This window comes from Leptonema illini DSM 21528 (genome assembly GCF_000243335.1).
In the GTDB taxonomy this organism is placed as follows: domain Bacteria; phylum Spirochaetota; class Leptospiria; order Leptospirales; family Leptonemataceae; genus Leptonema; species Leptonema illini.
The window spans coordinates 1,247,216-1,261,646 of the sequence record NZ_JH597773.1; the positions used below are offsets into that span (position 1 = coordinate 1,247,216).

At 50.5% G+C, this 14,431-nt stretch carries 13 protein-coding genes; 1 reads left to right on the forward strand and 12 read right to left on the reverse strand.

From position 1 onward, the window contains the following. Nucleotides 1-112: 112 nt before the first annotated feature. The 8 genes from tgt to LEPIL_RS21715 all read right to left on the reverse strand — a co-directional run bounded on the left by tgt (nt 113) and on the right by LEPIL_RS21715 (nt 8,890). Complete coding sequence (gene tgt / locus LEPIL_RS05710) at nt 113-2,176, reverse strand: tRNA guanosine(34) transglycosylase Tgt (protein WP_002770823.1); 2,064 nt, start codon at nt 2,174-2,176, stop codon at nt 113-115. Nucleotides 2,177-2,223: 47 nt separating this feature from the next. Further along, nucleotides 2,224-2,664 carry a hypothetical protein gene (locus LEPIL_RS05715; protein ID WP_002770825.1) on the reverse strand — a complete coding sequence of 147 codons (441 nt, stop codon included), beginning with the start codon at nt 2,662-2,664 and terminating at the stop codon, nt 2,224-2,226. Between the two features lie 45 nt (nt 2,665-2,709). Then, nucleotides 2,710-5,976 carry a type I restriction endonuclease subunit R gene (locus LEPIL_RS05720; RefSeq protein ID WP_002770826.1) on the reverse strand — a complete coding sequence of 1,089 codons (3,267 nt, stop codon included), beginning with the start codon at nt 5,974-5,976 and terminating at the stop codon, nt 2,710-2,712. After that, on the reverse strand, nt 5,969-6,190 hold the full coding sequence (locus LEPIL_RS05725; RefSeq protein ID WP_002770828.1) for a hypothetical protein: 222 nt from the start codon (nt 6,188-6,190) through the stop codon (nt 5,969-5,971). Before LEPIL_RS05725 ends, LEPIL_RS05720 begins: the two co-directional genes overlap by 8 nt. Before the next feature lie 220 nt (nt 6,191-6,410). After that, nucleotides 6,411-6,902 (reverse strand): hypothetical protein, encoded by a 492-nt coding sequence (locus tag LEPIL_RS05730; RefSeq protein WP_002770829.1) that lies wholly within the window; start codon nt 6,900-6,902, stop codon nt 6,411-6,413. Continuing rightward, nucleotides 6,899-7,909 carry an ATP-binding protein gene (locus LEPIL_RS05735; protein ID WP_002770831.1) on the reverse strand — a complete coding sequence of 337 codons (1,011 nt, stop codon included), beginning with the start codon at nt 7,907-7,909 and terminating at the stop codon, nt 6,899-6,901. Before LEPIL_RS05735 ends, LEPIL_RS05730 begins: the two co-directional genes overlap by 4 nt. 100 nt (nt 7,910-8,009) lie before the next feature. Beyond that, on the reverse strand, nt 8,010-8,147 hold the full coding sequence (locus LEPIL_RS23345; protein ID WP_002770833.1) for a hypothetical protein: 138 nt from the start codon (nt 8,145-8,147) through the stop codon (nt 8,010-8,012). Continuing rightward, nucleotides 8,144-8,890, reverse strand: coding sequence for a toll/interleukin-1 receptor domain-containing protein (locus LEPIL_RS21715; protein WP_002770834.1), 747 nt, complete (start codon nt 8,888-8,890; stop codon nt 8,144-8,146). Before LEPIL_RS21715 ends, LEPIL_RS23345 begins: the two co-directional genes overlap by 4 nt. A gap of 299 nt (nt 8,891-9,189) precedes the next feature. On the opposite strand from LEPIL_RS21715, the gene LEPIL_RS05745 reads away from it, so the two are divergent. Then, the gene (locus tag LEPIL_RS05745) at nt 9,190-10,425 is read left to right on the forward strand and encodes an IS256-like element ISLil1 family transposase (RefSeq protein WP_002770836.1); all 1,236 of its coding nucleotides are present in this window, start codon (nt 9,190-9,192) and stop codon (nt 10,423-10,425) included. Between the two features lie 22 nt (nt 10,426-10,447). Here LEPIL_RS05745 and LEPIL_RS05750 read toward each other — a convergent pair whose 3' ends face one another. Genes LEPIL_RS05750 through LEPIL_RS05760 form a run of 4 tightly spaced genes read right to left on the reverse strand, consistent with a single transcriptional unit; the run spans nt 10,448 to nt 14,229 of the window. Continuing rightward, complete coding sequence (locus LEPIL_RS05750) at nt 10,448-11,521, reverse strand: restriction endonuclease subunit S (protein ID WP_002770837.1); 1,074 nt, start codon at nt 11,519-11,521, stop codon at nt 10,448-10,450. After that, nucleotides 11,518-11,649: a hypothetical protein gene (locus LEPIL_RS24030; RefSeq protein WP_281251491.1), complete on the reverse strand. Its 132-nt coding sequence runs from the start codon at nt 11,647-11,649 to the stop codon at nt 11,518-11,520. Before LEPIL_RS24030 ends, LEPIL_RS05750 begins: the two co-directional genes overlap by 4 nt. Next, on the reverse strand, nt 11,642-12,700 hold the full coding sequence (locus LEPIL_RS05755) for a PDDEXK nuclease domain-containing protein (RefSeq protein WP_002770841.1): 1,059 nt from the start codon (nt 12,698-12,700) through the stop codon (nt 11,642-11,644). The genes LEPIL_RS24030 and LEPIL_RS05755 overlap by 8 nt, the downstream gene beginning before the upstream one ends. After that, the gene (locus LEPIL_RS05760; protein ID WP_002770843.1) at nt 12,697-14,229 is read right to left on the reverse strand and encodes a type I restriction-modification system subunit M; all 1,533 of its coding nucleotides are present in this window, start codon (nt 14,227-14,229) and stop codon (nt 12,697-12,699) included. The genes LEPIL_RS05755 and LEPIL_RS05760 overlap by 4 nt, the downstream gene beginning before the upstream one ends. Between the last annotated feature and the right edge of the window lie 202 nt (nt 14,230-14,431).

Sequence of the window (14,431 nt, forward strand, 5' to 3'; positions counted from 1 at the left end):
GGTCACAGAAATCGAACGTTAATGCCCCGGCCACTCATTCTGAGGCCGGCGTCACCGTGATCATGACTCCGGTCATCGTCGGCATGAGGTCGTCAGAGATTTTTCAAATGGCCTATAAGGCAAACTGGCGATGTCCTTCGATGAGCTGCGCGAAGTGCGATCGTTCGCCCTCGTCGACGTCGTCGGGAAAGCGTGCGTCGCTGCGAGTCCAGCGCTCCAGCCAGCGCCCGTCAAGCAGAGCGGACGTGCCGCGGCGCTGCACCGCCTGTTCGGTTAAAGCCATCGTCGTGTCGGACTTCAATCCCGTGCCCGTTCCGGCCGCCACAAAGAAGCCTGCGGCAAGCAGCGTCGCACGCACGCGAGTCGCCGCCGAATAGGTGAAAAGCTCCGCATCGTGCTCGCCGCAGATGCGATACATCGACCGGAAGGCAGCAAGCGACCAGAGCGGACCGTTCGTTTTGTAAGAGTAGGGATCGTAGAAGATCAGATCGGGCCGATCGGCCTCGCTCATCGTTTCAAGGAAATCGCCCTGCACAAGCTGCCAGGAGATCGGGCTGTGTTTCGATTGCCAGAAGCCGTCTCGTAGAAGCACGTGTGGTCCGGCATGTTTCAGATGTGGAAAGCGATCGACGTGTGTCAGCGCAAGACGCAGGGCGTCGAGATCGTTCTCGAAGCTGATGATACGCAGCTCGGGCAACGTTGCGGCGTCGATAGCCGAAGCGGATTCCGATCGGGCATTGTTGTGAGTCTTTGAATGGCTCAGGGCGTGAATCCCCGCTTCGTATGCGCGTATCGTCGCCATCGCATTGTAGGCCGCTCCGAGCCCCACATCCCATACGGTTAACGGCGAAGAGCCGAGCCGTCGTATCAGCTCGGATTGCTCGACATAAAGGCGTCGTGCCTCGACGTCCGGCTCGGAGCCCGGATGCATCACCTCGCCCGACGGCGCATGCTGAATGCGCACAAAGCCGTCACGCGATTCGTGCAGACAGAAGGCGCCGATAGACTCGATGAACTCGCGCTTGTTTCGCGTTCGCACCGGAGGCGGTCCGGGCGGACGATCGGTGTCGGGATTGGCAAGAATCTCGCGCTGCTCTTTATAGAGCGATTCGAAACTGCCGGCGAGTATATGACGGCGCATCGAGGCCATGAGTCGATGATAGAAGCGCAGGTTGTGAATCGAGAGAAGCTGCCATCCGAGAATCTCATCGGCCTTATGCAGATGGTGAATATAGGCCTTGCCGTAATGAGCGCATGTATAACAATCGCAGTCCGGATCGACGGGCTCGTCGGCGAATTTATAGACCGATCGCTCAAGACGCATGCGTCCTCGGCTGGTGTAGGCGACGCTCTGCTGTGCAAGGGCGCTTGGAATGATACAGTCGAACATATCGACGCCGGCATTCACCGCTTCAAGCAGATCGATGGGCGTGCCCACGCCCATCAGATAACGCGGACGGTTCTCGGGCATGAGATCGGTCGTGAAGCTGGTGAACTCTTCGCGCTCATCTTTCGTTTCGCCGACGGCCAATCCGCCGATGGCGAATCCGTCGAACTCAAGGGCCGACAGAGTCTCGGCGCTCTGACGGCGCAGATCACGAAAAAGAGCGCCCTGTATAATACCGAAAAGGGCCTGCTCGCTATCGCCTCTGGCTTCAAGAGAGCGCTTCGCCCAGCGATGCGTCAGATGCATCGCCTCTTCGGCCGTTTTATAGTCGGCCGTCGACGGAATACACTGGTCGAGCGCCATCATAATGTCAGATCCTATCGCCTTCTGCATGCCGATGCTCATCTCGGGCGTGAGCAGAATCGTCGCCCCGTCGACGTAGCTGCGAAAGAGAGCGCCTTCTTCGGTCATGTTGCGCGAATGGGGCAGGGAGAAGATCTGAAATCCGCCCGAGTCGGTTAACACCGATCCCGACCAGTTCATCATGCGATGGATGCCGCCCATTCGCTCGAAAACCTCGGCGCCGGGACGCAGAAGAAGATGATACGTGTTGGCGAGAAGGATCTGTGATCCGACCGTTTTCAGATCTTCGACGCGCAATCCCTTCACCGTGGCATTGGTACCGACGGGCATAAAGAGGGGCGTTTCGATAACGCCGTGCAACGTGCGAAAGGTGGCGGCACGGGCCCGGCCCGCCTTCGCCTGGATCTGGAAATCAAGCCGACTCACAGGACCAGGCTTCTTGAGCGAGGGAGGCAGGCAAGCAAGGTGAGGGGCTACTGGGTAGCGTCTTTTGTTTCCGGCGGAATAGGTATTCTCGCATCGACGAACTTCACGACGGGGACCGTTTTGTAATCATAGCGTCGTTCAATGCGGTATGTTCCTACATAAACAACACATTTGCCAGGGGGGCTTTTAATAATCTGATCGTCGTAGTAGATTTTGCCCGGCTCTCTGGGAAGAAAGACGGTATGCCCGTCGCAAAATGTGTCGGGCATACCGTACGAAGTGTTTTTACAAGCATAGGCCAGAGCAAAGTCATCAAGAACCTGAAAGACTCGAAACTGACGCACCTCTTCGCAATCTGGATTGGTCATCGTCGTAGGTTGTGGGGGCGCCTTGATTGGCGTGGAGCGATGGGGCTGCGGCGTCTCACAGGCAGAGACAGCGATCATAATCGCTATCAGGATTGCCGGGATCAGAAGCTTGGTATTCATGCAGTTTCCTCCTTGCAATTGTTCTGATATTGTTGAGATTATTCTTCAGTTGGACAAGCTTTCCTTATCCGCATACGTCAATTCCTGCGCAATTGCCTCTGCCTGCTTCAGAACGGTCTCCACAGCCAGCAGTTGTAGATCTGGCGGATAACCGAATTCTCGAAGCTTTCGCTTGATAATCACTTTGAGTTTTGCTTTGACGTTTTCTCGAATCGTCCAGTCGATTGAGGCGTTCTCTTTGACGGCCTGAAAGAGAACGGTGGCCAGTTCTCGCAGTTTCTCTTTTTGCATCAGCTCTCTTGCACTTTCGTTTTCGGCAACAGCGCAATAGAAGGCGTACTCGTGAGGGGTGAGGCCCAGTTCTTCAGGCTCTCTGTCTTTGCTCTGGATCTCTTTACCGAGCTCGATCAGTTGTTCAAGAAATTCCGCCGCGGTGATGACCTTACTGTGATACCGTTTGATGGAGGCTTCGAGCATCTCCATGAGTGTGCGACTCTGAATCAGGTTTCTTCTGGATCGCCCCTTAATCTCGTCATTGAGGAGCTTCTTTAGAACCTCGATGGCAAGGTTCCTGTGCTTCATATTTTTAACTTCAAGCAAGAACTCTTCAGAGAGAATAGAGATGTCAGGCTTCTTGATGCCGGCAGCGTCGAAAACGTCGATCACCTGTTCGCTCGTCAGCGCGCTGTCGATCACCTGCTTCATAACGGAATCCATTTCAGTCCTTGAGGTGCCGCTTCTGGAATCGAATTTGACCAATCGGGCCTTCACTGCCTGAAAGAAGGAGATTTCATCTTTTGCATCCATGGCCTGATCGTGGGGCAGGGCAATCGAGAAGGCTCTGGAAAGGGCCGTGACTTCTTTCACAAAGCGGTTCTTGCCGTCTTCCAGACCGAGGATGTGGTCTTCTGCGGCGAGGATGATGCCGAGCTTTTCCCTGATTTCGGAATCGAAGTAGTTTTCGTAGGGGAAGCCATAAAACATCTGGCTGACGATTTCCAGCTTTTCAAGCATGATGGAGACGGCCTCTTCCTGCGTTGCAGCCGGATCGCCGCGGCCTCCGCTTTCTGAGTAGAATCTCAATGCCTCTTTCAGGTCAGAAGCGATGCCGAGGTAGTCGACGATGAGGCCGCCTTCTTTATCCATGTAAACCCTGTTAACCCTTGCAATGGCCTGCATCAGATTATGCCCTTTCATGGGCTTATCGATATACAGCGTATTGAGGATGGGAGCATCGAAGCCGGTCAGCCACATATCCCGTACGATTACTATTTTGAGTTCATCGTCCGGATTCTTCACCCGGTCTGCCAGTTTGCGGCGTTGCTCTTTTGTCGTATGGTGTTTCGAGATGGTCGGCCCATCCGCGGAAGCGGCCGTCATCACCACCTTGATACTGCCTTTAGCGAGATCATCATGATGCCAGTCAGGTCTGAGAGCGATGATTTCCTGATAGAGTTCGGCTGCAATGCGTCGCGACATTGCCACAACCATCGCCTTGCCTTCGGATGCAGCCTGTCTGTTTTCAAAATGGGTAACGATATCGGCGGCTACGCGGGCAATGCGTTCTTTCGCGCCGATCAGGGCTTCGAGCTGCGTCCATCGGGTTTTTGCTTTCTGAGATTCGCCGGCTTCATCCTCGCCGAGTTCTGCATCGAGCTCCTTGATGATCTTTCGACCCTCTTCACTGAGCTTGATTTTCGCAAGTCTGCTTTCGTAGTAGATGCGAACCGTAGCGCCGTCCTCTACGGCCTGTGCAATATCGTAGATATCAACGTAGTTACCGAACACCGCCGGCGTATTCACGTCGTCTCTTTCAATGGGAGTTCCCGTGAAGCCGAGGTAGGTTGCATTGGGAAGAGCATCCCGCATGTATTTCGCGAAGCCGTAGACGATCTTCTTACCGACAACATTTCCGCCGGCGTCTTTTGCATCGACCGTCTTTGCCTTGAAGCCATACTGCGTTCGATGAGCTTCATCGGCGATGACGACAATATTCTCTCTTTCAGAAAGCCTCTCGTAGACGTTTCCTTCTTCGGGTTGAAATTTCTGGATCGTTGTGAAGATCACTCCGCCCGAAGCGACCTTTAAGAGCTCTTTCAGGTGGTTTCTATCCGTGGCCTGTACAGGCTCCTGACGCAGGAGTTGACGCGACGCCGCGAAGGTATCGAAAAGTTGATCGTCCAGATCGTTGCGGTCTGTGATGACGAGGATGGTCGGATTATTGAGTTTGAGCACGATCTTTCCGGCATAAAAGACCATCGACAGGGACTTGCCCGATCCCTGTGTATGCCATACGACGCCGGCCTTTCTATCACCCGGTTTCTGTTTCTTAACACCGGGCAGACCATAGCTCTCCGGCGGTTCTGCAGCATGAGCCGGCCACATTTCTTTGCCGATCACACCGGTGGCCCGCAGCGTAGATTCGACGGCTCGATTCACCGCATAATACTGGTGATAGGCGGCCAGCTTCTTGATGATCTCTGTCTGTGTAAGCCCTGTCTTCTCGTCGATACGACTGGACTTTTCAAAGACGATGAAATGGCGTATCAGGTCAAGAAGGGTCTGTCGATTCAGCATCCCGTGAATCAGCGTATCGAGCTGTGGCGTTAACCTCGACGCTTCGATAAGGCCGTCGGACGACTTCCAGGCCATGTATCGCGTGAATCCGGCTGAAATGGTCCCAGCTTTTGCTTCATGACCATCCGATATGATCACGAAGCCGTTGTAGTTAAACAGGGAGGGGATGGACTCTTTATAGGTCTGAATCTGCTGAAAGGCCGATTTGATGTCTGTCTTTTCGCCGACCGGATTCTTCAGTTCTATAACAACAAGAGGAATACCGTTCACAAAGAGGATCAGATCGGGGCGCTTGTTTGTATTGTTCTCGATGATCGTAAACTGGTTGATGACCTTGAAATCGTTGTTCTCGGGGTTTTCAAAATCAATGAGCCTGACGTAATCGCCGCGTTCCGTGCCGTCGCGTTTTACCGTAACGTTCACGCCCTCGGTAAGCATGCGATGGAAGGCCTCGTTATTGACGATGAGCTCGGGCGAGCCGATTCTTTCGATCTGCTTGATGGCTACTTCTACTGTGTCCTCTGGAATATCTGCATTGATTCGCTGGACGGCCTCTCGCAGCGTTTGAGAGAGCAGGACGTCTTCAAAGCTATCTCGTCTCCAGCCCGGGGATTCTTCGGAATCGGGAGCAATATCGGGGCCGTGAATATATTCGTAGCCCTGCCTCTGGAGCAGGTCAATGACCATAACTTCGATGGCATTTTCGTTGAGGTTGGAACTATGATTTTCAGACATTGCCGCTTCCATACGCCTGTTGAGGATGGTTCTTAATTGTCGGGTATTTCAGTTGAAGTCTTTCAGTAGCCACCATTTCAGTGAGGTACTGATCCTGTAATGCCTTTGAATCGCGGTTTAATAATCGGCTGAGTTCGTTGAGCGTGAGCCACATGTTCTGACAAAGGATTACAATTAGGGCCTCCATTCGTTCTTTGCTCATCTTACCGGGCATCTTTTGATAACCTCATTCAGCCAGCTTTGAGTGGAGAATTCTTTCCAAATCTGGGGAGCTCTTTTCTAAATCCGGGGAGTTCTCGTCCAAATCTGGGGAGTTATCGGTTTCTTGAGAGAATGATTGGGGCGATAGCTTGACGACCACAAATTCCGAGATGGCTGTGACCGATTGCGAATCATGGCTTGTTCTGGCTTGCATCATGGTGAATAGGGATGGCTTACTGAATTAGACCGTGGTTCCGGGCAACCGTATCGTTGATGACCATGATGGAATCAATCAGAAGAGTCTTTTTGATTTTGCTGAGACTTAAGCCTATCGCCTCGTTTACTGGCGGTAACCATTCCCTTTGGAATCCATTGATGATGTAATAGCACTTTATCTTCAGATTCGAGGTAGGTTCCGCTATGATGAGATTAGCGGGGATTTGTTTATTCTTGTATGGTCGTTGTGTCTGCAAGCCCAGATAAATCAGGATTGAATTCAAGAATTTATCGTAGGCCTCGGCTACTCTGGCCGAAAAATCCTCTTTGCTGCCAGGCTGAGGAAACGACGATTTCGCTTCGATAAAGACGATGCTATCGTCGATGCGAACAATGGCCTCACATATCTTTATTCCTTCACCGAGCTCTTTGTGCACAGGCGAATGCTCAATACGAAAGCAGTCCGCATCGGGAAAGGAGAATTGCATTTTCGAATCTTCGAAGTTCATTGAAAGGATAACTCCACTTCTTCTTCGTAGAGCCGGATGGACTCCTGAACGATAGGATTTTCGGGCAATCCGTGCATCAAATCTTCATATCGAACGCCATCTGTTTTGTGAAAAGAAAGAAGAGGTACGCTGGCTTTATGCTTCTTTGCAAGCAACATAAGCTTCTTGAGAACAAAATAGGAATGCGTAGCAATGAAAAACTGGATCCCCGTATTCGATAGGAGATAAACGATATCCATGAACTTCGTCAATGCCTCAGGATGAAGAGCTGATTCGGGTTCATCGATGAAGACGATGGAAGAAGGCGTAAGATATCGATTCCCGAGTAATGTATCGAGAATGGAGACTTTCTTGATTCCCTCGGCCACGGCTTGAATCGGGTATTTCAAGTTCGCCTGTTTGTAAATCCATTCATTGCTTTCAAGGCTTACCCTGCCGTTTATAATGTCTGCAAGAAGCCTGCGAGACTCTGCGAATTCCGTATAGTTCTTCCCCTGCTGCGTGGCTATTTCCAAAGCACGAACAAGATCAAGATATGTATCGTCAAAGCCAAAAACTTGATCCACCTCTCGGCTTTTTTTTATGATCTTGAATAAGGATAGCACTTCTTTCGCGGGCAGAAAGATGGAGTTGGTTTGCGTCGGTTGAAAAGTGGAAGATACATTACTGATCTGCTTTTCTGTCGACGCGCCGAATTGGACCTTAAGCTCATGAGCGTCGTGATCATCCATTCGGATTTCTGTTCCGTTCGAGCCTTTTTTTATAAGATCGCTTAATTTAGGAACCTGAAAGGTCCAGTAGAGCTTTTCCGATATGTTTGTATCTATTCTGGTCTGACTATCGCCGCGGCCGGTCAGTTCGATGGATTTGACCAGGGCATAGAGTATCTTCAGTAGATATGTCTTACCGCTGGCATTATTCCCGATGACCAGGTTGATTCCAGAGAGGTTCTCCCAGAGAATGGAGTCCATCGGACCAAAATCCTTGATTTGAACTTTGCTTAACATTTTGCATCCTGCAATTCTACAAGAGTCGATTTCGCATCCCCTGTAAACAATAATTCGCGCGAATCTATAGAGGGTAACGGAAAGGGAGTCTGCTCGCTCATCATACCTTCACCCTCACTTCGCCCGACATCAGCTTCGGGCAGAGGGCACCGCAGAGTTTTCGCATAGAGTCATTGCCCTCCTTTTGAAGCAGGTCAATGATCGTAACTTCGACGGGATTTCCGTTGACGTTGCTCATAGATTCCAACTGTACCAAGGCTTCGTCTCCACAATTTTCCCGTCCTTCAATTCATACTTCTTCCCCGTCAGTTCTCGTAAATAGTGGACTAACCCCGGGCCGTATTCCCTCACTTTTTTGCCGGAAAACCCAAAAGAATCGATTATCTGTGGATTATCATTGAAAGCAGAAATCAATCTTCTAAGGGCCCAGTCTGGCATTGTTGTTAATGCCGGTAACAGCTGCGCCAGCCTGTTACCGGCATTAAAGCTTCTACAGTTTTCCATTTTCTGGATGAAGCAGTTGAGCATTTTCTGCTCTTTCATCAACGCCGATAGTACGTCGACGGAATTACTCTTGGACGGAGGCAATGCTTGGTATTTTCCGATAAATCCATAGGGATCAGTGCCAAGGCGAATGGAAACAATGGGCACCTTTCGTCCAAGGGCAAAGCCGATCTCTTGATCCGTCCATCTACTTTCGTGAAATCCATCCGTCATCAACGCAACCAGAGCATCCATCGATGAGAGCGCAAACTCTATTTCGCTCTGCCATTCCAGCGCGGGCTCGATACTCGTATGCGCAACAAAGCCCGCTACTCCAAAGTCCTTGAAGTCTGTCTTCAACTTCTCTGCAAGTTCCTTGTCCTTTGCAAGATGTGTTATGAAGATCCTGAACTTCGAGTCTCCCCAGATTCGCTGAATCGCATCAGCCGGAACCTGATGCTCTGTGGTGAAGGTGGTATCAGGGTTCTTCTTGCTCATACCTTCACCCTGACTTCACCGGACATCAGCTTAGGCAACAACGTGTCCCTGAGTTTTTCGAGGGTCAGGATTTGCTTGGCATTTGCATTTAATTTGGGTACTATCGACTCTGAAATCTCGTTGAACTTTTGAATCATAGCGGCCGATGGCAATTCCATACGGTAAATTTTTAGATGCTCAACGTTCACTCTTTGGCGACCGCTGGAACCGATTATGTCCCGAATTTAGTTAGAGTTTGAAAAGGCGGAACCCTGGCCCAAAGTGGGCCGAACACCACATTCCCTTACGGAGGGTTCCAGATGAAGAAGAACGAACGGGCAGAAACCAGTCAAACACAAAGCCTTACGGCCGAAGGTTTTCGGGATTATATTCGAACCAGCCTCGATGCTCGAGTGCGCGAATTTGCACTCGGTTACGTAGGAGCTTTGATTCTCGAAGAAATCGAAACGTTATGCGGCAAGACAGGGGAGCATAAGAGAGGCCGTGGTCTTGCCCATCGAGGCGGCAGCCAGCGTGGTTCCATTGTGCTCGATGGTGAAAGGGTGGCCATCCAGAGGCCCAGAGCTCGAAGCAATGGCAAGGAAGTGAAGCTGGAGCGATATGAGATCCTTCAGGATCGCTCTGATCTTCGCGAGCATGTTGAGCGCCTGATGCTGGCAGGCATCAGCACCCGGAACTATGAAAAGACGCTGAGAAAGACAGAAGCCTCTCTCGGCCTTTCGCGGAGTGCGGTTTCGCGGGAGTTTGTGAAGTCCAGCCGTGGGTCGCTCAATCATTTGAATTCACGCAGGTTTCCTGATCAGACATTCTGGTGTATTGTTCTTGATGGCATCGTATTCGGCGGCTCTGTCGTAATCGTTGCTCTCGGGGTCGATACGGCCGGAAACAAGCATTTTCTGGGCATTTCTGAGGGGTCTACAGAGAATGCTGATAGCGCACTCAGTGTCCTTCAATCAATCGAGAGCCGTGATATCCGCTTCACAGATCGTGTGCTTGTCGTCATGGATGGATCAAAGGCTCTTGAAAAAGCGGCCAGAGAGTTCTTCGGTAGCAGAGCTGAAATTCAACTCTGCTACTTGCATAAACAGAGAAATGTCCTTGCAAAACTCCCACGGAAGTATCATGCAGAATTCTGCAAGAGATACAAGCAGGCATTCAGCGCGAACAGTTACGAAGATGTCGCAAGCGAGATGCGGTCCGTGCTATCATGGCTCGAATCCATCAGCTACAGTGCCTCCCAGAGCCTTCAGGAGGGCTTAGAGACGCTGTTAACGCTGCATCGCATCAATATGCCGCCGAAGTTGAGAACATCCTTCTACACAACCAATCTGATCGATTCGGCATTTTCGAATCCCAGGTCTCAGCTTAACCGGGTTAAACGGTCAAGGCCGCAGACAGACCAGGTGCTCCGATGGGTCGGTAGTCTCCTGCTATCACAGGAGGAACAATTCCGTAAGGTGCGGTCATACACTCATATCCATGAGTTCTTAAACACCTTCCTGGATAAAAAGATTGACGAGCGGATCTCGGCATAGGATGCATTCAGTGGGTCCCGCCTCAAAGTCTAACTATCACTGGGACATAGTCGCTGGAACCTTCTAAACAACCTTCAGCGTAATCTTTAAAATCATCGGTCCTAGCTAACACATATGCAAAGAAGGGATGGAGCCCCAGTTTGGGTCGCATCACAATAAATTCGGTTGAGCCCCAAGCTACTTGGTCTTCATCTAAAAACGTAACAAATGCTGCCTTTCCATTTTCCAAGCAGGGTGTAATGCGAGCAAGCAATGTATCGCCGTTGATGAACTTTGTACCAGACGAAAATTCTCGGTCATACCAATCACGAGGATTGAATGTGTTATTACTGAGAGCAGACATTTCTAAATATGGAGCGGCAGAACCTTTAGGCAATTTTCTATTTGGATTGAATTCAATGAGGTCAGCAATGGTCCCCTCCTCCCAGCTCTCATCGGCCTCTTCCACGAACCACTGCCGGAACAGCGTCTCTGCCATAGCCTCCAGCGTCTTATTCTGCCGGTGCAGCAGATCGATCTTATCATCGAGGCTGGAAAGAACGGAGGCAATGGCCTTCTGCTCGGGAAGAGGGGGGAGGAGGATGGGGAGGTCTCTTTGTGCAGTAATCCCAACATAAGCTCTCGTCGAGCCACTGTCGCCGTGATTGAGTAATGTATCTTGAAATACTGGCGAATCAAAAAAATATTTAAGAAAGTGATTGTTAAGCTTGTTGGTATTCTTCACCCTATAATAAGTAACCTGTGGTGTTAGCATAATGTAGGGCATTTTGATTTCTGTTACGATAGCTGTCCTACCTAAAGAAGCTTTGTGAGTGAGGAGGACATCACCCTCTATTGAAAATCCTTTGTCCAGAGAATCGGCTAATCGTTTATCTATGAACTTGCAGTTCACTAAGTCTATTTTTCCATCATTGATATCCGTGGCCATAATGAATGGCACACCTTCGTTTTTGAAATCAGTGCCTTTAGGATGCTTTTCCCCATGATTGCCATCAAGTGGTTTTTCAAGGATATTCGTAGCTATCAATTCCCCAACTGAGCAAAGAACCCATTCTTTGGGTATAAGGCCAATTTCTGATTCAACCCTTTCACTCATCCCAGCTTCACCTTCTTCAGATTCTCAAGAATGGCCTTATTCAGCTTCTCCTCTTCTTTCAGCTGCTCTTCAAACTCCGCGCCTCTGCGTGGGCCTTGATGATTCACTATTCCTTGTTCACTATTCACTATCATGTCTCCGCAACTCCAGGCGCATCCTAGCCTCAATCAACGCTCTGTGCAGTTTGGCCTGAAGTACCTCTTTGGGTGGCAATTTCAGCCAGTATTCGGCAATATGAATGTTGTCCGCTTCCAGATCCATCAGCTCGACGACTTCGGTATCCTTACCACTGCACAGGATGATGGCGATGGGGGAGAGTTCGTCAGGCTGCTGCTCGTGTTTGGCAAGCCATTTGAGATACAGCTCGACTTGTCCTTTGTAGTCGGGCTTGAAGTCGCCGAGTTTCAGTTCAATGAGTACCAGTCGTTTGAGCTTTCGATGATAGAACAGCAGGTCGAGGTAGTAGTCATGACCTCCGATCTGGATGCGCTTCTGTCGACCCATGAAAGCGAAGTCACTTCCCAGCTCCAGAATGAACCGTTCCAGATCCTGCAAGATGGCATTTTCAAGGTCTTTTTCGGAGAAGTTGTCTTTCAAGTCGAGAAAATCGAGGAGGTAGGGGTCTTTGAGAAACAGCGCCGGGCTGGATTCACCGGGTTGTTGCTGCAATTGCATCAACTCGCGCTGGATCAGTTCATCGGGTTGTTTGGCAATAGCCGTGCGCTCAAACAGCATACTATCCATACGCTCGCGCAGTATGCGCACAGACCAGCGGCTATCGACGGCAAGGCGAAGGTAAAACTCGCGTTTGCTGGCATCGTCAATTTTGATGATTTCTACAAAATGCGACCAGCTCAATTGTTGCGACAGTGTCGCAACATTCTCTTGTTCGGGTAAAACGGAATAGAATTTTGCCATCCGCGTTAGACCGGAATAGCTAAAACCACTACCATATTCATGCGTCAGGCGAATAGCAAGTTGCTTGAGAACGGCCGCACCGTATTCAGCCCGGCCATCATAGAGCACTTCCGTTGTAATTGTCTTGCCAATGTGCCAGTAGGTGAGGACCAGAGCCTGATTCACCTGCGTAACAACATGTGCTCTGGCGGATTCTATAAGCTGGCGTATATCCTGGTAGAGCTTGTCCGCAGGAGTTGGGAGATCATTGCTCTGGCTCACAGCTTCACCTTCTTCAGACTTTCCAGAATGGCCTTATTCAGCTTCTCCTCTTCTTTTAGCTGCTCTTCAAACTCCTTCTTCAAGCTGGTAAAGCGTTCCTTGAAATCAAAGTCATCCTCTTCTTCGGGAAGACCGACGTATCGGCCCGGAGTAAGAACGTAATCCAGTTCTTTCACTCTTTCAATGGAGGCAGAGTTACAGAAGCCAGGGATATCTTCATACTTCCCTTTTGCGCTGCGCCAGTTGTGGTAGGTGCTGGCAATCTTCTGAATATCCTCTTCTGAGAATTCCAGGGTTCTTCGGTTAATCAGATGGCCGAGGTTTCGTGCATCAATAAACAGGATTTCATCGGTGCGGTTTCGATAGCCGCCGTTTGCTTTATTGCGCGATAAGAACCAGAGACTGGCCGGAATCTGTGTGTTCAAGAATAGCTTCCCTGGCAGGTTCACAATACAGTCCACCAGTCTGGCTTCAATCAGGGATTTGCGAATCTCTCCTTCTCCCGATGTTTTCGAGGTTAACGAGCCTTTAGCAAGCACAAAGCCGGCGGTGCCTTTCGGGCCAAGATGATAGAGAAAGTGCTGAATCCATGCGTAGTTCGCGTTGCCGGCCGGCGGCGTTCCATACTTCCAGCGAGCGTCGTTGCGCAGAAGCTCGCCCGACCAGTCGCTGTCATTAAAAGGAGGATTGGCGATGACAAAGTCTGCCTTCAGATCCTTGTGGGCATCTTTAAGAAAGGAGCCCTCTGAGTTCCACTTCACCTGCGAGCTGTCGATGCCGCGAATGGCAAGATTCATCTTCGCCAGTCGCCAGGTGGTCTGGTTGCTTTCCTGTCCGTAGATGGCGATATCGTTCACCTTGCCGCGATGGTTTTCTACAAACTTCTCGGACTGCACGAACATGCCGCCCGAGCCGCAACAGGGGTCAAAGACCCTGCCTTTAAAGGGCTCGAGCATTTCGACGAGGATCTCCACAACACTTCGCGGAGTGTAGAACTGGCCGCCCTTCTTTCCTTCGGCAAGAGCGAATTCACCGAGAAAGTACTCGAAGACATGGCCGAGAACGTCGGCGCTTCGTGCCTTTGCATCGCCGAGGGCGACATTGCCGATGAGGTCAATCAGGCCGCCGAGGTTAGCCGGATCAAGGTTACCCCTGGCAAATACTTTGGGAAGAACATCTTTAAGAGATGGGTTGTTCTTCTCAATATCGTCCATGGCCTGATCGACGATCTTGCCGATGTCGGGCTTCTTTGCCTCTGAAACAAGGTAGGACCACCGAGCAGATTCGGGAACAAAGAAGATGTTCTCTGCCCTGTATTCATCTTTATCTTCGGGATCGGCTCCCTTAATTCCCTGTAGCTTTGCATGCAGCTCTTCGAAGGAGTCCGAGATGTATTTTAGAAATATAAGTCCAAGTACGATGTGCTTGTATTCGGCGGCGTCGATGTTCTTGCGCAGCTTGTCGGCCGCCTTCCAGAGCTGCTTTTCGATGGGTTCTTTTTGCGGTGTTTCGATCTTCTTTTTTGCCATATCCTGCTCGACTGCTATCTCTTTATATCACGGCACTTGGACGCGATTCGCTATTCGGAGTCGAAGTTAAGAAATGATTCTCAGTTTTCAATTATTTTCTATCGGAGGCAGGCGCCCTCCGGGTTCCTCTCGCGGAGATTTTTGGGGGAGGGGTGGTATCTGGCAGAGAGCATAAGAGAAAATGTGTATCGTACCGCAGTGG

Excerpts from the sequence above, each read along its gene's own strand:
- LEPIL_RS05725 (WP_002770828.1), bottom strand. The coding sequence starts at position 6,190 with ATGCCCGGTAAGATGAGCAAAGAACGAATGGAGGCCCTAATTGTAATC.
- LEPIL_RS21715 (WP_002770834.1), bottom strand. The coding sequence starts at position 8,890 with ATGAGCAAGAAGAACCCTGATACCACCTTCACCACAGAGCATCAGGTT.
- LEPIL_RS05760 (WP_002770843.1), bottom strand. The coding sequence starts at position 14,229 with ATGGCAAAAAAGAAGATCGAAACACCGCAAAAAGAACCCATCGAAAAG.
- LEPIL_RS05735 (WP_002770831.1), bottom strand. The coding sequence starts at position 7,909 with ATGTTAAGCAAAGTTCAAATCAAGGATTTTGGTCCGATGGACTCCATT.
- LEPIL_RS05750 (WP_002770837.1), bottom strand. The coding sequence starts at position 11,521 with ATGAGTGAAAGGGTTGAATCAGAAATTGGCCTTATACCCAAAGAATGG.
- LEPIL_RS05715 (WP_002770825.1), bottom strand. The coding sequence starts at position 2,664 with ATGAATACCAAGCTTCTGATCCCGGCAATCCTGATAGCGATTATGATC.
- LEPIL_RS23345 (WP_002770833.1), bottom strand. The coding sequence starts at position 8,147 with ATGAGCAACGTCAACGGAAATCCCGTCGAAGTTACGATCATTGACCTG.
- LEPIL_RS05745 (WP_002770836.1), top strand. The coding sequence starts at position 9,190 with ATGAAGAAGAACGAACGGGCAGAAACCAGTCAAACACAAAGCCTTACG.
- LEPIL_RS05730 (WP_002770829.1), bottom strand. The coding sequence starts at position 6,902 with ATGAACTTCGAAGATTCGAAAATGCAATTCTCCTTTCCCGATGCGGAC.
- LEPIL_RS05720 (WP_002770826.1), bottom strand. The coding sequence starts at position 5,976 with ATGTCTGAAAATCATAGTTCCAACCTCAACGAAAATGCCATCGAAGTT.